The sequence below is a fragment of the Rhodomicrobium lacus genome (assembly GCF_003992725.1).
GTDB lineage: Bacteria > Pseudomonadota > Alphaproteobacteria > Rhizobiales > Rhodomicrobiaceae > Rhodomicrobium > Rhodomicrobium lacus.
The window spans coordinates 1666943-1684318 of sequence record NZ_RZNF01000012.1; the positions used below are offsets into that span (position 1 = coordinate 1666943).

The window sequence follows — 17376 nt, forward strand, 5'->3', positions numbered from 1 at the left end:
CTATTCCTGATTGTGGATACCTACGTTTGCGGCCCATGCGTGTATCTGCTAGCTGAGTCGAGCGGACGCGGTCAACCGCAGAGCGGCAATAAAACCACAGATTACTTGAAACAATTTTTATCGCTGCTGGCGGAGCTACTTTTGAAATGTTCTAGGAACCGTGCCAAATTCAGAAGGCGCGCCACGATGTACTTGATAGTGTGCCAGAGATACGAAAAGTGGGCACCGCTTGGCTTTTGACTGGGCCTTCGAGGCACATCAGCCAGCCTTTCAGGCGATGGCTCCATCAGAGACGGAGCCATCGTTTATGCCGAGATTTAGGAAGCGGACCGAAGCGCCTTGGCGGCGGCGACCATGTTTTCGAGCGCCGGGCGCACTTCCTCCCAGCGGCGCGTTTTCAGGCCGCAGTCCGGGTTGACCCAGAGCTGGCGGTCGGACAGCCGCTCGCGTGCGAGCTTGAGGAGCGCCGTCATTTCAAGCACGCTTGGCACGCGCGGCGAATGGATATCGTAAACGCCGGGCCCGATCTCGTTCGGATATTTGAAGCTTCTGAATGCATCCAGCAGTTCCATTTTCGAGCGCGAGGTCTCGATGGAGATCACGTCCGCATCCATGGCCGCGATGGCGTCGATGATGTCGTTGAACTCGGAGTAGCACATATGCGTGTGGATCTGCGTTTCGTTGGCGACGCCCGAAGACGCGAGACGGAACGCATTGATCGCCCAGTCGAGATAGGTCTTCCAGTCCGCGCGGCGCAGCGGCAACCCCTCGCGAAGCGCTGCCTCGTCGATCTGGATCATCGGCGCGCCTGCCTTTTCGAGGTCGGCCACCTCGTCGCGGATCGCGAGTGCGATCTGCCGGCAGGCGACGCTTCTCGCCACATCGTCGCGCACGAAGGACCAGTTGAGGATCGTGACCGGCCCGGTGAGCATCCCCTTCATCGGGCGGTCGGTCTGCGACTGCGCGAAGTGCCACCAGCCGACCGTCATCGGCTCGGGGCGCGATACATCGCCATAGAGGATCGGCGGGCGCACGCAGCGCGAGCCGTAGGACTGCACCCAGCCGTTCTTCGTGAACGCGAAGCCGGAGAGCTTCTCGCCGAAATACTGCACCATGTCGTTGCGCTCGAACTCGCCATGCACGAGCACGTCGAGGCCCACCTCTTCCTGCCAGCGGATCGTGCGCGCGGTTTCCTCGCGAAGGAACGAGTCGTATTCGGCTTCAGTCAGAGCGCCCTTGGCGTGGGCGGCTCGTGCCTTGCGGACATCTGCCGTCTGCGGGAAGGAGCCGATGGTTGTCGTCGGGAACAGCGGGAGGCCGAAGCGGCGGCGTTGAACGGCGGCACGCTCGGCATAGGGCGCGCGACGGAGCGCCATCTGCGGCGTCACGGCTGCGAGCCGCTGCCTTACGGCTGCGTCATGCACCTTGGGCGATGCGCGCCGCGCGGCAAGCGCTGCGGACGCGGTTTCGAGCGCGGGCGCGACTGCCGCACGGCCTTCCGAGAGCGCGCGGCCGAGCGCGGAAAGCTCTCCCATCTTCTGCACGCCGAAGGCAAGCCAGCTTTTCACGTCGGCGTCGAGATCGCGTTCAAGCTCCAGATCGACCGGTGCATGCAGGAGCGAGCAGGACGGCGCAAGCTGTATGTGATCGGTGCCGCGCTTCGCGACCACGGGTTCCAGCCGGTCGAGGATCGCGGCCAGGTCCGCGCGCCAGACGTTGCGGCCGTCGATCACGCCGAGCGACAACACGAGGCCGCGCGGCGCTTTCGCCAGCACATCGTCGAGTTGCTGCGGAGCGCGTGACAGATCGAGATGCAGCCCCGCCACGGGGAGCGAAAGCGCGGTATCGAGATTATCGCCGAGCGCGCCGAAATAGGTGGCCAGCATGATCTTGAGGCTCGGCAGCGCATCGGCAAAGCGGCGATAGGTCGTCTTCAGCGCGTCGCGCTCGGCGGCGTCGAGATCGAGCACGAGGCACGGCTCATCGATCTGCACCCATTCCGCGCCGTTGGCGGCGAGGCGGCGGAGCACGTCGAGATAGACGGGGAGCAGGGCGTCGAGCAGCGTGAGCGGGTCGAGCGCGGGATCCTTGCTTTTGCCAAGCTTGAGAAACGTCACCGGCCCAAGCAGAACGGGCCGCGTTTCATAGCCGAGATGCTGCGCCTCGCGATATTCGTCAACGGCCTTCAGCGAGGCCAGCGTGAAGCGTTGCCCCGCTGTGAACTCCGGCACCATGTAATGGTAATTCGTGTCGAACCACTTCGTCATCTCCTGCGCGGGCGCGCCGTGGTTCGCGTGCGGGCAACCGCAGGCGCCTTCGCCGTCCGCTCCCTGCGATCCCCGCGCCATGGCGAAATAGGTGCCGAGGGTGACGCCGCCGGTTTTCCATCCGTAGATTTCAGGAATGGCCCCGACCATCACGCTCGTGTCGAGCACCTGATCGTAGAAGGAGAAGTCGTTCGACGGAATGACCGTCACGCCCGCTGCCTTCTGTCGCGCCCAATTGTCGGCGCGAAGCCGGGCCGCTGTCTCGCGAAGTTCCTTCTCCCCGATCCTGTGCGCCCAGTAGGCTTCGAGCGCGGTTTTAAGCTCACGGCGCGGTCCGATGCGCGGCGTGCCGAGCGTTGCGATTTTTATGCTGGAAGACACGTTCTAACCCCATTGCGTTGGGGCAAGGCTGTGATGGGACGCGCGCGAACGCCGCCAGTCGGCGGGCCGCAACCGCTCCACCGGGACACCCCGCCCGAGGACTTCGATTTCGTCGCGGCAGGTCTCCTGGCTTGCGGGTCGTCGCTTCGGCCCGTCTTCCCGAAGCGATTGCCTCAGTGACATGGGTGGGCCGAAACTCGCCGCTTACAGTTGCGGGGGCAGCGCCGGACTTGCACCGGCTTCCCTCTTGGCCACGGGCTATGCGCTCGCAGACCGCGACGGAAAATGAGTGTGATCGAGATCGGCACCGTCGTCAATCTCGATATAACGACATCTTTATATGCCGATGTCGATCTATGTTTGCGGCAGCACCGTCCGCACGATGGAGGCGTCGAGCGCCTCGTAGCGGGCGAGGCCGATGGTGTCGTAAAGCTCGGCGCGAGTCTGCATTTCGGGGAGCATCGCCTCCGTGCTGCCGTCGCGCGCGAGCGTGGCGTAAAGCTTCGCCTGCGCCTTGTTCGCGACCCGAAGCGACGAGACGGGCCAGATGACCATCGCGTAACCCCACGCCTCGAACTGTGCTGCCGTGAAGTGCGGCGTGCGGCCGAACTCGGTCATGTTCGCGAGCAGCGGCACGCCGGGCAGACGCCGCGCGAATTCCTGGAACATGGCCGCGCTCGTCAGCGCCTCGGGGAAGATCGCGTCCGCGCCCGCCTCGACGTAAAGCCGGGCACGCGCCACGGCCGCGTCGATCCCCTCGCTCGCGGCGGCATCGGTGCGCGCCACGATGACGAGATGGCGGCGCGCCTTTGCGGCGGCGGCCACCTTCGCGGCCATGTCGCGGGCGTCCGCCAGCTTCTTGTCGTTCAGGTGCCCACATTTCTTCGGCAGAAGCTGATCCTCGATATGCACAGCGCCCGCGCCCGCATCCTCGAAGGTGCGAACCATATGCATGACGTTCAGCGCCTCGCCATAGCCCGTGTCGCCATCGACGAGCAGCGGCAGGCCGCTCGCCCGCGCGATCTGGCGGATGAAGAACGCGACCTCATCCACCGTGATGATGCCGAGATCGGGCAGCCCCATGGACGCGGTCATCGCCGCGCCCGAGAGATAGAGCGCATCGAAGCCCGCAGCCTTCGCTTGCAGCGCCGCCATGCCGTTATGCGCGCCGGGGAGTTTCAGGATGCCCCGACGCTCCAGAAGCTCGCGGAAGCGGAAGCCCGCCGTCTGGTCGGGCAGGTCGAAACCGTTGAGATAAGGCATGTCCGCTCCCTACGCCGCACGCGCGGGAGACGGCGCAGGCGTGCGCCCGCGATCTTCCAGCGGCACGAACGCTACGTTTTCCGGGCCGACATAATTCGCGGACGGGCGGATAATCTTGTTGTCCTGCCGCTGCTCGATGATATGCGCCGCCCAGCCGCTCGTGCGCGAGATGACGAACAGCGGCGTGAACATCGCGGTCGGAACGCCCATCTGGTGATAGGACACGGCGCTGAACCAGTCGAGGTTCGGGAACATCTTCTTCGTCTCCGCCATCACGCTTTCGATGCGCGCGGCGATCTCGAACATCTTCGTCGCGCCGACCTCGTGCGACAGGCGGCGGGCGACTTCCTTGATGACCTTGTTGCGGGGGTCGGCGACCGTATAGACGGGATGGCCGAAGCCGATAACGACCTCTTTAGCCTCGACGCGGCGGCGGATATCGGCTTCCGCCTCATCGGCTGAATTGTAACGCTTCTGGATCTCGAAGGCCGCCTCGTTCGCGCCGCCATGCTTCGGCCCGCGCAGCGCACCGATCGCGCCCGTCACCGCGGAATACAGATCCGATCCCGTGCTCGCGATGGAGCGTGCGGTGAAGGTGGACGCGTTGAACTCATGCTCGGCGTAGAGAATCAGCGAGGTGTGCATCGCGCGGACGTGGCTTTCGCGCGGGCGTTCGCCATGCAGCAGGTGCAGGAAGTGCCCGCCGATGGAATCGTCGTCGGTGTGCACCTCGATGCGGCGGCCATTATGCGCGAAGTGATGCCAGTAGAGCAGCATGGAACCCAGCGAAGCCAGGAGCCGGTCGGCCACATCGCGCGCAGCTGGATGGTTGTGGTCGACCGGCTCCGGCAGCACGCAGCCGAGCGCGGACACGCCCGATCTGAGTACGTCCATGGGATGGGAGGCGGCCGGCAGCGCTTCGAGCGCGACGCGGACCGCCGAAGGAAGGCCGCGCAGCGCCTTCAGCTTCGTCTTGTAAGCGTGAAGCTCCGTCGGCGTCGGCAGCGCCCCGTGAATGAGGAGATGCGCGATCTCCTCGAATTCGCAGGTTTCGGCCACGTCGAGAATGTCGTAGCCGCGATAATGGAGGTCGTTGCCGGTGCGGCCCACCGTGCACAGCGCGGTGTTGCCCGCGATGATGCCGGAAAGCGCGACCGACTTCTTCGGCTTCGGCCCGGCGGCCTTCGTTGCGTCCTGTAGCATGGTTGTCCTCCCTAAGCGCCGACGACGGCTGAGCGGCCCGTCTCGCGCGATGTGCCGTTCCATTCGAAAAGGCCGGTCGCCCGCTCGGCGCCAAGCGCGACGGGATCGACGGTGAAATTCAGCCCCAGAAGCTCTTCGCCGCGCAGCCGTTCGAGCCGGTCCACCGTTTCGAGAAAGCGCTGTTGCTCGGCGGGGGAGACGATTCCTTCCGAAAGCGTGAGGAACTTCTCGATGTATTGCGGGCGGGCGAAGGGGCGCGCGCCGAGCGGGTTGGCGTCGGCGATGGCAAGCTCGTCCTCGATCACGTGGCCGTCACGCAGGGTGACGACGACGCGGCCGCCGAACGCCTTTTCCTTCGGGTCGCGGCTATGATAGCGGCGCGTCCACTCCGCATCTTCGACGGTCGAAATCTTGTGCCACAGCGCAACGGTTTCGGGCCGCTTCGCGCGCTCCGGCGCATAGGAATGCACGTGGTGCCAGCCGCCGTCTTCCAGCGCGACCGCGAAGATGTACATGATGGAATGGTCGAGCGTTTCGCGGCTCGCGTTCGGGTCCATCTTCTGCGGGTCGTTCGCACCCGTGCCGATCACGTAATGGGTGTGATGGCTCGTGTGGATAACGATGTTTTCGATGGCCGCGAGATTGCCGATCTTTTCGCGCATCCGCCGCGCGAGGTCGATCAGCGCCTGGCTCTGATATTCCGCCGAGTATTCCTTGGTGTAGGTGTCGAGAATGGCGCGCTTCGGCTCGCCTTTCTCAGGCAACGGCACGGTGTATTCCGCCTTCGGGCCGGAAAGCAGCCATGCGATGAAACCGTCCTCGCCTTCCCATGCGGGCGACGGTGCGCCTTCGCCGCGCATGGCTCGATCCACCGCCTCGACCGCCATCTTGCCGGCGAAAGCGGGCGCGTAAGCCTTCCAGCTCGAAATCTCGCCCTTGCGCGACTGCCGCGTCGTCGTCGTCACATGCAGCGCCTGCTGCACGGCCTGCCAGATCGTCTCCACCGGAAGCCCCAGCGCCGCGCCGATGCCTGCCGCAGCCGACGGTCCGAGATGGGCGATATGGTCGATCTTGTGCTCATGCAGGCAAATGCCTTTTACGAGATTGACCTGAATTTCGTAGCCCGCCGCGAGGCCGCGCACGAGCGCTTCGCCGGAAAGCCCGCAATGCTGGGCGACGGCAAGGATCGGCGGGATGTTGTCGCCCGGATGCGAATAGTCGGCGGCGAGGAACGTATCGTGGAAGTCGAGTTCACGCACGGCGACGCCATTGGCCCACGCCGCCCATTCGGGCGAGAAGCGGCGATGCGAGGCGATGCCGAACACGCTCGCGCCGGGCTTGAAGGGATGCGAGAGCGCCTGATTGCGGGCGTTGGCCACCGGGCGGCGTGCGAGCGAAGCGGCGGCAACGGCGGCATTGTCGATGATGCGGTTGCCGATCATCTCGACCACGGCAGGTTCGACCGCGACCGGGTCGGCGGCGACTTCGGCGATCTTCCAGGCGAGTTGTTCGGCGCGGGGCAAAGGCTCGGCGGATTTGTATGTGCGAACGGTATGCGACTTCACGGGGCAGGTTCCTCTCTTGGCAGCGGCGGCTAGAAAATTGTCTTTGAAATCAGGGGCGAAACGCTGTGGGGCGGCCTGCTTCGTCGACGGCCACCATCTCGAACGAGCCGCGCACGGCGAGGCGGCGCTCGCCCGAAAGCAGCTTTTCGGCCATCATCGAGACTTCGACGGTCATCGAAGCGCGGCCTACGCGCACGACGCGGGCGGAAAGTTCGACGAGTTCTCCCACCTTGACGGGCACGTGGAATTCCACCTTGTCGGATGTCGCCATCACCACGGCGCGGCGCGCGCGCCGCGTGGCCGCGACAAAGGCGGCCTTGCCCATGAGGTTCAGAGCATTGCCGCCGAACAGCGTGCCGTAATGGTTCGCCTGTTCGGGGAAGACCATCTCCACGAAGATGGTCGCCGCCTCTGTGGCGGCGTCGTCAATCAGGGTTTGCATTCGGGCGCCCGCTTTCATTTCGGGCTTCACAATATCCGCAAGAGAAAGAACGCGGTAAGGACTGAAAATGTGGATGTTTGCGAAGGGCGAGCCGCAAATCTGCGAAAGTTGCGAACGTCGTCTCCTGTGACATGCCGCAGCCCGGCAAGCTCTTTTTCCTTTCGTCCCCGCTGTTCACATCTTTCCGTGCGCACACCGAATCACTCGTTGCGAGGCGGCGCGACTCAGCACCCTAAATATGGGGGTCACGGTCCCCCGATAGCGCAAGATTCGGGAGCCAAGAGGGAAGCCGGTGCAAGTCCGGCGCTGCCCCCGCAACTGTAAGCGGCGAGCCGCCGTCGATCGCGTCACTGGTGCGAAAGCGCCGGGAAGGCCAGACGGAAGCATTGACCCGCGAGCCAGGAGACCTGCCGCGACATCGGAATATCGTCCTCGGGCGGGGTGCCCGCAGGCCGTGCCGCGACCGGTGAAGCCGGTTTCGTTCGCGCGTCTGTCGGCCCCGCCCCCATGATCCAACGGGGGTTCACTTGTCTTCCAGTCCTGACTCCACGGCGGTAATTTCCGCCGCCCGCCTGCCGCTCAGCATCGTGAAGCGCTCGGGCGCGCTCGCGCCGTTCGACGCGGCGAAGATCCGCTCCGCTGTCGAGCGTGCGGGCCGCGCCACCGGCGATTTCGACGCCACCGAGGCGCATCTTCTCGCCATTCAGGCGGTGAAGGTGATCGCTCATCGCTTCGCGGACCGGTCGCCGCACATCGAGGAAATTCAGGACATCGTCGAACAGGTGCTGATCTCCGCGAACCACTTCGCGACGGCCCGCGCCTACATCGTCTATCGCGAACAGCGCGCACGGCTTCGCGCCGACCGCCACGCCGCCATCGACGTCGAAAGCTCGATCAACGAATATCTGGAGCGCGCGGACTGGCGCGTGAACGCAAACGCCAATCAGGGCTATTCGCTTGGCGGCCTGATCCTGAACGTCTCCGGCAAGGTGGTGGCCAATTACTGGCTCAGCCACGTCTACCCGCCGGAAGTGGGCCGCGCGCATCGCGACGGCGACATCCACATCCACGATCTCGACATGCTGGCGGGCTATTGCGCGGGCTGGTCGTTGCGGACGCTGTTGCAGGAAGGGCTGAACGGCGTGCCGGGCAAGGTCGAGGCCGCGCCGCCGAAGCACCTGTCGAGCGCGGTCGGACAGATCGTGAACTTCCTTGGCACGCTTCAGAACGAATGGGCGGGCGCGCAGGCGTTCTCATCGTTCGATACCTACATGGCGCCTTTCATCCGCAAGGACAGATTGCCTTACGGCGAGGTGCGCCAGTGCATTCAGGAACTGATCTATAACCTCAACGTGCCGTCACGCTGGGGCACGCAGACGCCTTTCACGAACCTGACCTTCGACTGGACCTGCCCGGAAGACCTCCGCGAGCAGGTTCCGATGATCGGCGGCAAGGAGGTGGACTTCACCTATGGCGATCTCCAGTCCGAAATGGACATGATCAACCGCGCTTACATGGAGGTCATGACGGCGGGCGACGCGAAAGGCCGGGTGTTCACCTTCCCGATCCCGACCTACAACATCACACCGGATTTCCCGTGGGAGAGCGAAAACGCGACGCGCCTCTTCGAGATGACCGCGAAATACGGCCTGCCCTATTTCCAGAATTTCGTGAACTCGGAACTGAAGCCCAACATGGTGCGGTCCATGTGCTGCCGCCTCCAGCTCGACCTGACGGAGCTTCTGAAGCGCGGCAACGGGTTGTTCGGCTCGGCGGAGCAGACGGGCTCGGTCGGCGTGGTCACCGTGAACTGCGCGCGGCTCGGCTTCCTGCACAAGGGCGACGAGGCGGCCTTGTTCGCGCGGCTCGATGAGTTGCTCGACATCGGCCGCAACAGCCTCGAAATCAAGCGCAAGATCATCCAGCGCCACATGGATGCGGGGCTGTTCCCGTATACGAAGCGCTATCTCGGCACGCTCCGCAATCATTTCTCGACGCTCGGCGTGAACGGCCTCAACGAGATGATCCGCAATTTCACCGACGACGCCGAAGATATCTCGACGCCGTGGGGCCACGCCTTCGCGCTGCGTTTCCTCGATCACGTTCGGGCGAAGATGGTGGCGTTTCAGGAAGAAACCGGCCACCTCTATAACCTCGAAGCGACGCCCGCGGAGGGCACGACCTACCGCTTTGCGCGCGAGGACAAGAAGCGTTTCGCAGGTATCCTTCAGGCGGGCACGGACGAGACGCCCTATTACACCAACTCCAGCCAGTTGCCGGTCGGGTTCACCGACGATCCGTTCGAGGCGTTGGCCCGGCAGGAGCCGCTTCAGCAGAAATACACGGGCGGCACGGTGCTGCATCTCTACATGGGCGAGCGCATCTCTTCGGTGGAAGCCTGCAAGAAGCTCGTGCGCCGCGCGCTCGAAAACTTCCGCATCCCCTACATCACCGTGACCCCGACATTCTCGATCTGTCCAACGCACGGCTACATCGCAGGCGAGCACAAGTTCTGCCCCATCTGCGACGAGGAGCGGCTTGCGGCGAAGCGCGCACGCCTCGCTGCGCGCAAGGCGGCGGCCTGATTTCCATCAAACGAGGGAGAAGAGACATGAACGCACATTGGACCCCCACCGCCGACGACGTGACCCTGACCGACGAGGAGCGCCAGCCCTGCGAAGTCTGGACGCGCGTGATGGGCTATCACCGGCCCGTCTCGTCGTTCAATCAGGGCAAGGTCGGCGAATTCAACGAGCGGCAGTATTTCCGCGAATGCAAGGCCGAGCGCGCCGACGCCGACAAGAGCGCGATGACCAAAACGCTTTCAGGAAAAGTGTTTGCGGTTTTCCGCCCGGAAAGCGCGCAAGATGCAAGATAGCATCGAGATTGGCGGGCTTGCCCGCCTTTCCTCCGTGGATTGGCCGGGGCAGCTTGCGGCGACCGTTTTCTGTCAGGGCTGCCCCTGGGCCTGCCGCTATTGCCACAACGCCTCGCTGATGCGGGCGGGCAGTGGCGCGGGGCCGTCATGGGCCGAAGTGCGCGCGTTGCTCGAAACGCGGCGCGGACTGCTCGATGCCGTGGTGTTTTCCGGCGGCGAGCCGACCTTGCAGACACATCTGCCGGAGGCGATGGCGGAGGTGCGCGCCATGGGCTTCAAGGTCGGCCTCCATAGCGCGGGGCCTTATCCGGCGCGGCTCGCGGCCGTTTTGCCGCTTGTCGACTGGGTCGGCTTCGACGTGAAAGCGCCGTTTGCGAAGTATGAGCGTGTCACGGGCATCCCCGGCAGCGGCGAGCGCGCGGCGGAAAGCTTGCGGCTGCTGGTGGCGAGCGGCGCCGCGTTCGAGACGCGGACCACGGTTCACCCCGCGCTGCTTGATGAAGCGGCGGTCGCGCGGATCGCCGCCGAACTGGCCGCGCTCGGCATCGCGAACAATCGCATCCAGCCATTTCGGGCGCATGGATGTACAGACGCCGCGCTTGCTGCCTAGAGCCGGATCCGATCAGGTTCACTCAACCTGATCGGTAAATCCGTCTCTACGCGATAAAGAGAACAAGCGCGGCGTCCATCGCGTGCCGACGGCCTTGCGCCGCCTGCCCGTGGCTCGACGGCACGCGATTAAGGGTAGGCGAGAAGCGAGCGCGCGCGGCGAAGGGCACTCCTATCGAAACAGGTCCGCCGCTTTTCCGATCCGGCGCGAACCGTCGCCGAACTCGCAGGAGCCAAACTCAGGCCAGTCGGGATCGCTGCCGCGAGGGCTGGCGGAGAGTGCGAAGCCTTCGGGCCGGTCCGGCCATCGCGGCGTCTCGCTCGTCGATACGGGGGGCGTATCCGATGCCTTGACGATGAGTCGCATTTGCGAAATTCCTTGCGGTCTGTGTTGGATCACACAATATTCGCCGAAAAAATTTCGAGATAGGGTTGAATTTGCGGGGTTTTGCGAAGGACGCCCTCCCGTTTTGCAAATATTGCGAATGGAATAGGAGCATGAAGAAGGTCTTCGTCGGTGTGAAGCTGAAGCGGCTGCGAGAGGAACGCGGGCTGACCCAGATTGCCTTCGCGGAAGCGATTGGTCTGTCGCCGAGCTATCTGAACCAACTTGAAAAGAACCAGCGCCCGTTGACCGTGCCTGTTCTGCTTCGCATCAATGCGGCCTTTGGCATCGACATGCAGTTGCTGTCAGACGGAGACGAGGCGCGTCTCGTCTCCGATCTGAGGGAGGTTTTCTCCGATCCAGCCAGCGGTGAGAGCGTCAGCCTTGCCGAAATACGGGAAATCGCCGCTTCGATGCCAGCGGCGGGGCGTGCGATCCTGGCGTTGCATCGTCGCCTCCGCCACGCGACGGAGCGCGCCGAGGCCATGGCTCACGAACTCGGCCTCGGCGCGGCGGGCGTGGCCACCGTGGCTCCAATGCCGTTCGAGCAGGTGCGCGACTTCTTTTACCGCCATCACAACTACTTCGCGGAACTGGACGAAGCGGCAGAGCGGCTTTTCGCCGATGCTGGCCTCGCCGAAGGCGACACGATCGACGGGATTGCGCGCTGGCTTGAGACGCGGCACGGAGTTCGGGTGAGTTTCGTCAAGCAGGATCGCGCCGGAACCTCGACCGCCAATCGCACCTACCATCTCAAAGAGCGCGTGCTTCACATTGCGGCGCGGCTCGATCAGGGCCAGCGCGCTTTCCAGATGGCGACACAGCTTGCCTTTCTCGAAATGGAGGAGCCGCTGAACCGGCTCGCCAAGGAAGCAGCGGCTGCCTCGCCAGCCACGCACGCGCTTGCGCGCATCGGCCTCGCCAACTATTTCGCGGGTGCGCTTGTCATGCCCTATGGCGCGTTCCTCGCGGCGGCCGAGGCGGCACGCTACGACATCGACCTTTTGGCGCAGCGCTTCGGCGTGGGCTTCGAGACGATCAGTCACCGGCTCAGCACACTGCAGCGTCCGCGCTCGGCTGGCGTGCCGTTCTTCTTTATTCGTGTCGACCGAGCCGGCAACATCTCGAAGCGGCAATCGGCGACCGATTTCCATTTCTCGCGCGTTGGCGGCGCGTGCCCGCTCTGGAACGTCTATGAAGCCTTTGCCCAGCCGGGCCGCACCCTGACGCAGGTGGCGCAAATGCCGGACGGGCGCACCTACCTCTGGATTGCACGCTCGACCAGCCAGACCGTTGGCGGGTTCGGGGATCCGGGCAAGACTTTCGCCATCGGGCTCGGTTGCGACATCCGCCATGCGTCGCGGCTCGTCTATTCCAAGGGGCTCGACCTCGACGATCCCGCAGCGGCCACGCCCATCGGCGCGGGCTGCAAGGTGTGCGAGCGCCCGGCGTGTCCTCAGCGCGCCTTCCCGATGATTGGCCGCCCGCTCATGGTCGACGAAAATCGGAGCACGGTTCTGCCCTACGCTGGCGCGCCTGCATAAGGCGAAGTCGCCGTGGTCGACGCGAAGCTCGAACGCAATGAGCACCTTCCGCTATCGGTTCAACCGGCGGTTTCCGTCGAACCGTTTGATAGTCCGCAATCGACCCGACACGGTTTCCTCGATCCTATCGGGAATGACGGAGGCGAGTGCTCGGCAGGTCGCGCCTCACTCGGTTTCTTCGCGAACGAGGGGCAATTCCGGCGCGATCGCTCCGCTACTGTTGGTTCGGCTTCTGCCGGGACTGTGCCACTGGCGCCTTCTTTGGGGGAGCCTTCTGCGTAACCTTCGTAACAAAGGGTTTTGCCTTGGGCCCTGCCGCGCAATCCGCCGTGCCGAAGACCTGCACCATGCGGAAAACCACGCGGTCGCCCAGCCGCCATGCCGCGACGCCTACGCCTATGTTCTTGCCCTTGCCGAGCAGGTTGGCATTGTGGCCCGGCGATTTCTTCCAGTCGTCCATCGCCTTTTTCGACGCCTCGGCTTCCGTCATCGGATTCGGCCTGCGCCAGCCGCCCCACATGTTTTCAGCAACGAAGCAATAGTTGTAGCCCGTCGCGCGAACGCGGATGGCGGGCGACTTGCCGTCAGCGGTGTGGCCGACGCCCTCTGTCTGCGCGAGATAGCGGGCATAAGCGGTCGCGGCGGCCTCAAGCTGCGGGTGGTTTGAAACCGGCGGCAGGCCCTTCGCGGCACGCCACGCATTGGTTTCGGCGATCACGACGCGGCTCACGAATGCCCTGTCGAGCGGGTAATCCTGTGCGCGGGCCGCTGACAAGCCGCTCACAGTCATCGCTGCGAGAGCGACGAGAAATAGTCTCGACGACATGGATGTTCGCTCGCTTCCCCGTTTTGCGGCTTTCATCGCTCCCGGCCGTTGAGAAGCCGGGCAATGCGCCTGCAGGCAATGCCGCTGCGCGCCACATCTCTAGCGCGAGTCGCATGTCGTGCAAACGCGGAGGCGCCCGAAAGCTGTTCAAGCGAGATTGCGGCATCACGATGAACAACGAAGAAGGCGCCCTCTGGATCAGCCCGCGTCAACTGCGGGCCGCAGACAAGCCGACCGAACCTGAAACGAGCACGTCGGGCGGCGGCCGATTTACGGCACGCCGCTGTGATCGGCCACCCGAAGCGTCGGGCGTGGCGCAGGCGCGCCGCGCGGCTCCACCCTATTCGTCGCCGACCTCGGCTTCCATGCGCTTTTTCTCCTCGGCTGCGCGCTGGCGCTCAACGAGACGCACCGAGATGATGGAAAGCTCATAGAGAAGCAGCGTCGGGATGGCGAGACCAACCTGGCTCATCACATCCGGCGGCGTCAGCACGGCGGCGACCGCGAAGATCGCAACGACCGCATAACGCCATTGCTTGCGCAGCCACCCTGAAGTGACGAGCCCGGCGCGCGCGAGAAGGGTAAGGATCACCGGGAGCTGGAAGCACAGGCCGAAGGCGAGAATGAGCGATGTAATCAGATGCAGATATTCGCTCACGCGGGCCGTGAGCTGGATGTGAACCTGCTGGTCGGATCCCGTCTGCTGCATGGACAGGAAGAACGTCATCGCGAGTGGCATCACGATGAAGAAAACGAGCGCCCCGCCAAGCAAAAAGAGGATCGGCGTCGCAATGAGATAGGGCAGGAACGCCCGGCGTTCGTTTTTGTAGAGACCCGGAGCCACGAACATATAGAGCTGCGAGGCGATCACCGGGAAGGCAAGTACGATGGCGCCGAAGAAGGCAACGCGCACCTGCGTGAAGAAGAACTCCTGCGGCGCGGTATAGATCATGTCGATCTGCGTCTCGCCGCCGACCGCGAGGCGGTACGGGATGAGCAGGAAATTATAGATATGTTGCGCGAACGCATAACAGAAGAAGAAGAGGATGACGACCGCGACGACGCAATAGATCAGCCGACGCCTAAGCTCGATCAGATGATCGAGAAGCGGCGCCTTCGACTGGTCGAGTTCGTCCTGTTCGGGTTGGGCCACGGCCATATGGAAACGCTCACGCGGCTGGAGCTATGCGGTCTTTGGCGGGATCGCTCGCGGCGGCTTGCGGCTCCAAAGGCTTTGCGGGGATGGCTTGACTTGAGGGCGCGGCCAAATCGGCGCTTTTTCTTTCGGCATCGACAGCCGTCTTTACAGTTTCGGCAACGGGAACGGTCACGTTCACGGCGTTGTCGATCCGGGGCGGAGTCGGCGGAACTGCGGCCGTTTCGGTCTGCGAGGGCGGGGCAACGGCTGCGGTGACGACGGATGTTGCGGGCGGAGCGGCCGAGACGTCACTTGCGCTTGTCGCCTTCGCTGCGTCGGAAGCGAGCGGCACAACCGCCTGCGCCTGTTCCGGCGTTGGCGCGGATTTCGAATAGTCGTGGTCGATGGCGCGCCTGATGCTGTCCTTCAACTGCCCGGCGGGATTGAGATCGCGGAAATCCTGAAGATTCTTCTGAAGATCCTGATATCCGCCTTCGCGCATGGAGTCGTCGAACTGGCGGCGGAAGTCGTCCGCGTGGTTGCGTATCTTCCGCACGAAGCGGCCGAGCGTATGCAGCATTCCCGGCAGTTCCTTCGGGCCGATGAAAATCAGCGCGACGACCGCTATCACGAGAAGCTCAGACCACGCGATATCGAACATTCTGCCCCTTTGCCCTCAAAGCGCAAACAAATCGATTGCTCAAGCCTTCGTTTCGGAGCCTACCGGAGCCTTCACCTCAGCGCGCGGAGCCTCATGCTCGATGGGCTTCGGGGCGGCTGGCGCCGTGGGGGCTGCCGTACTCTGCGCGGCGGCCGGAGGCGTTGCAGTCTCGTCTTCGGACATGCCCTTCTTGAAGCTCTTGATGCCTTTTGCGACGTCGCCCATCAGCTCCGAGATCTTGCCTCTGCCGAACAGAAGCACGACGAGCAACAGAACAATGAGGAGCTGCGGCAGACTCCACGTCGCTCCGAACATGAGATCCTGATGCATCTGGATTTACTCCTTCGTCTCGCCGACTTCCGGCGGCACGCGCGATGTTGGGGAAATTCCCCCTGAACGTGGCCGCATGAGCGCGGCATGTCAAGCGCGCTCATCCTATCAATGCGTAGCAGAAAAAGCGAACACGTACCGCCGCCCGCACGACCAAGTCCTTCGTGGAGCAGGAAGCGGTGGGTCTTGAAAAGGCGTTCTCTGCGTGAAAGAGAACGCGAACAGCAAATCTCTTTTCGACGCTCTATGCGGAATGGGCTGCGGGGGCGAAGTCTTAAAACCGCAGCGCGCGAAACGGACGCCTCACCCAACGCGACACTCTCAGCCCGCCGATGCGACGAGCACGGGATGCTGCTTGTCGGCTTCCGGCTCTTCCTCGATGGGAGCATCGTCCTCGGTGTGCACGCCCGATGGCTCATCCTCCAACGGCTCTTCATCGTCGCGAAGGGCCATGCTGTCGTCCGGTTCCGGCACAGAGAAGCCGGGCGGAAGATTGCTGTCGAGGAGGCCGGCGCCCTTGAGTTCGGCGAGCCCCGGCAGATCGCGGATGGAATCGAAGCCGAAATGATCGAGAAAAGCTTCGGTCGTGCCATAGGTAACCGGGCGGCCCGGTGCGCGACGGCGTCCGCGCAGACGCACCCAGCCGATTTCAAGCAGCACGTCGAGCGAGCCCTTGGATGTCGAGACGCCGCGAATTTCCTCGATCTCGGCGCGGGTTACCGGCTGGTGATAGGCGATGATGGCAAGCGTTTCGAGCGCGGCCTTGGATAGCTTGCGTTGCTCGATGGAATAATGCTCAAGCAGGAACGAGAGGTCTTCCGCGGTACGGAACGCCCATTTGCCCGCCACACGCACGAGATTCACGCCGCGACCGGCATAGAGCTGCTGAAGCTCTTCCAGAAGCTGGCGCACGTCGTCTTTCGCGCCGAGATGCTTTGCAAGCGAGGTTTCGTCCAGGGGTTCGGCGGCGGCGAAAAGGAGCGCTTCGAGGATGCGCAGCTTCTCCCGGCGGTCAGCCGAGGGGAGGCGTGTCACATTGGAAGGCAGCGGCAAAATCGGCACGCGACCGTTGTCAATCCCGCCATTATTTCCCTTGCCGTCTCTTCCTGCCATGGAAACCTTCCATTATCCCCAGCTTCTCAGACAGCTCGTGAAGCGAATTGAAATTCCGGATCCCGGCTGCTTCGAGTTTGCACTCGAATGTCGAAATTCGGAAACTTCACTATAATCAGAGAGTTGTCGTGGTCCTTGTGGGTCCGAAATTTGCCCGCGAGGGTGCTGCAAGGGATGCAAACGTCTGAATCCAGCGTCTAGTTCGCCTGATTTGGGGGAAACGCGCAAGTGTCGCATTTCGCTCCCTTGAGCGGCGGCGTCGCGCGGCTGCGATCACAATTATTAACTTCGGTCAATTCGAGGGAGGGCGGTAAGTTTCTCTTAGATGGAAGGCGCTATGACTGAAAGAAAGTCGAAGATAATGCCTTGCATCCCAGCAATAAACCCGCCAACGGCACGCATCATGATCCGCTTCAATGCCTGGCCCATCGTCAGTCTCTTCCTCGCCGGCATCGTCCTTTCGGGCTGTCTTTTTCTTTTCGCGCTCCATGCTGGAGGTATCGACGGCATCGGCTTGACGACAGCGATGGCCAGACAGCACGCGCAGATCGAGACCGGCATAAGCGAAGGCGGGAGTGCGCCCGTTGCAGCCCTCAGCGAAAATGTGCGCGGGGACTTCCAGACTTTTACGTCAGGTGCCCGCGAGGCGCCGCGCCCGGTTTTGCTCGCGCTTCCCGGTGAACCGGCACTCGAAGCTGTAAGCGCCGAATAAAGGCGGCGAAGGGCTCATCGCACTCTCACCGGCAAACGGCACCCCATGACCGCCGTCAC

General features: G+C 63.6%; 16 protein-coding genes and 2 riboswitches. Of the genes, 5 read left to right on the forward strand and 11 right to left on the reverse strand.

Going from position 1 to position 17376, the window contains the following annotated elements:
• Positions 1-317: 317 nt before the first annotated feature.
• From metE to EK416_RS17065, 5 genes are all read right to left on the reverse strand, one after another.
• Positions 318-2648, reverse strand: coding sequence for a 5-methyltetrahydropteroyltriglutamate--homocysteine S-methyltransferase (gene metE / locus EK416_RS17045; RefSeq protein ID WP_127079619.1), 2331 nt, complete (start codon positions 2646-2648; stop codon positions 318-320).
• Between the two features lie 99 nt (positions 2649-2747).
• Positions 2748-2941: riboswitch (cobalamin riboswitch) on the reverse strand.
• 61 nt (positions 2942-3002) lie between these two features.
• Positions 3003-3911: a methylisocitrate lyase gene (gene prpB, locus EK416_RS17050; RefSeq protein ID WP_127079621.1), complete on the reverse strand. Its 909-nt coding sequence runs from the start codon at positions 3909-3911 to the stop codon at positions 3003-3005.
• Between the two features lie 9 nt (positions 3912-3920).
• A complete protein-coding gene (gene prpC / locus EK416_RS17055) occupies positions 3921-5114 on the reverse strand; it encodes a bifunctional 2-methylcitrate synthase/citrate synthase (RefSeq protein ID WP_127079623.1) in 1194 nt (397 codons plus the stop codon).
• 11 nt (positions 5115-5125) lie between these two features.
• The gene (locus EK416_RS17060) at positions 5126-6679 is read right to left on the reverse strand and encodes an MmgE/PrpD family protein (protein ID WP_127079625.1); all 1554 of its coding nucleotides are present in this window, start codon (positions 6677-6679) and stop codon (positions 5126-5128) included.
• Positions 6680-6728: 49 nt separating this feature from the next.
• Entirely contained in the window at positions 6729-7121 is a 393-nt protein-coding gene (locus tag EK416_RS17065; RefSeq protein ID WP_127079627.1) for an acyl-CoA thioesterase, read from the reverse strand.
• A 231-nt stretch (positions 7122-7352) separates the two neighbouring features.
• Positions 7353-7550: riboswitch (cobalamin riboswitch) on the forward strand.
• A gap of 98 nt (positions 7551-7648) precedes the next feature.
• On the opposite strand from EK416_RS17065, the gene EK416_RS17070 reads away from it, so the two are divergent.
• Genes EK416_RS17070 through EK416_RS17080 form a run of 3 tightly spaced genes read left to right on the forward strand, consistent with a single transcriptional unit; the run spans position 7649 to position 10609 of the window.
• A complete protein-coding gene (locus EK416_RS17070) occupies positions 7649-9706 on the forward strand; it encodes a ribonucleoside triphosphate reductase (RefSeq protein WP_181952148.1) in 2058 nt (685 codons plus the stop codon).
• A gap of 26 nt (positions 9707-9732) precedes the next feature.
• Positions 9733-9999: an anaerobic ribonucleoside-triphosphate reductase gene (gene nrdD, locus EK416_RS17075; protein WP_245434090.1), complete on the forward strand. Its 267-nt coding sequence runs from the start codon at positions 9733-9735 to the stop codon at positions 9997-9999.
• Entirely contained in the window at positions 9989-10609 is a 621-nt protein-coding gene (locus tag EK416_RS17080) for an anaerobic ribonucleoside-triphosphate reductase activating protein (RefSeq protein WP_127079629.1), read from the forward strand. The genes nrdD and EK416_RS17080 overlap by 11 nt, the downstream gene beginning before the upstream one ends.
• Positions 10610-10780: 171 nt before the next feature.
• On the opposite strand, the gene EK416_RS17085 is transcribed toward EK416_RS17080, so the two are convergent.
• The gene (locus EK416_RS17085) at positions 10781-10975 is read right to left on the reverse strand and encodes a hypothetical protein (protein WP_127079631.1); all 195 of its coding nucleotides are present in this window, start codon (positions 10973-10975) and stop codon (positions 10781-10783) included.
• 131 nt (positions 10976-11106) lie between these two features.
• Here EK416_RS17085 and EK416_RS17090 point away from each other — a divergent pair, with 131 nt between their 5' ends.
• Positions 11107-12537 carry a short-chain fatty acyl-CoA regulator family protein gene (locus EK416_RS17090; RefSeq protein WP_127079633.1) on the forward strand — a complete coding sequence of 477 codons (1431 nt, stop codon included), beginning with the start codon at positions 11107-11109 and terminating at the stop codon, positions 12535-12537.
• Positions 12538-12751: 214 nt separating this feature from the next.
• Here EK416_RS17090 and EK416_RS17095 read toward each other — a convergent pair whose 3' ends face one another.
• The 5 genes from EK416_RS17095 to scpB form a co-directional block, all read right to left on the reverse strand.
• Positions 12752-13363, reverse strand: coding sequence for a CAP domain-containing protein (locus EK416_RS17095; protein ID WP_164730080.1), 612 nt, complete (start codon positions 13361-13363; stop codon positions 12752-12754).
• 340 nt (positions 13364-13703) lie between these two features.
• A complete protein-coding gene (gene tatC / locus EK416_RS17100) occupies positions 13704-14522 on the reverse strand; it encodes a twin-arginine translocase subunit TatC (RefSeq protein WP_127079637.1) in 819 nt (272 codons plus the stop codon).
• A gap of 10 nt (positions 14523-14532) precedes the next feature.
• Positions 14533-15162, reverse strand: coding sequence for a Sec-independent protein translocase protein TatB (gene tatB / locus EK416_RS17105; protein ID WP_127079639.1), 630 nt, complete (start codon positions 15160-15162; stop codon positions 14533-14535).
• Positions 15163-15201: 39 nt separating this feature from the next.
• Entirely contained in the window at positions 15202-15492 is a 291-nt protein-coding gene (locus EK416_RS17110) for a twin-arginine translocase TatA/TatE family subunit (RefSeq protein ID WP_425376123.1), read from the reverse strand.
• A gap of 321 nt (positions 15493-15813) precedes the next feature.
• The gene (gene scpB / locus EK416_RS17115; RefSeq protein WP_127079641.1) at positions 15814-16605 is read right to left on the reverse strand and encodes an SMC-Scp complex subunit ScpB; all 792 of its coding nucleotides are present in this window, start codon (positions 16603-16605) and stop codon (positions 15814-15816) included.
• 403 nt (positions 16606-17008) lie between these two features.
• Between scpB and EK416_RS17120 the strand changes: the two genes are divergently transcribed.
• Positions 17009-17317, forward strand: coding sequence for a hypothetical protein (locus EK416_RS17120; RefSeq protein WP_127079643.1), 309 nt, complete (start codon positions 17009-17011; stop codon positions 17315-17317).
• Positions 17318-17376: the final 59 nt, after the last annotated feature.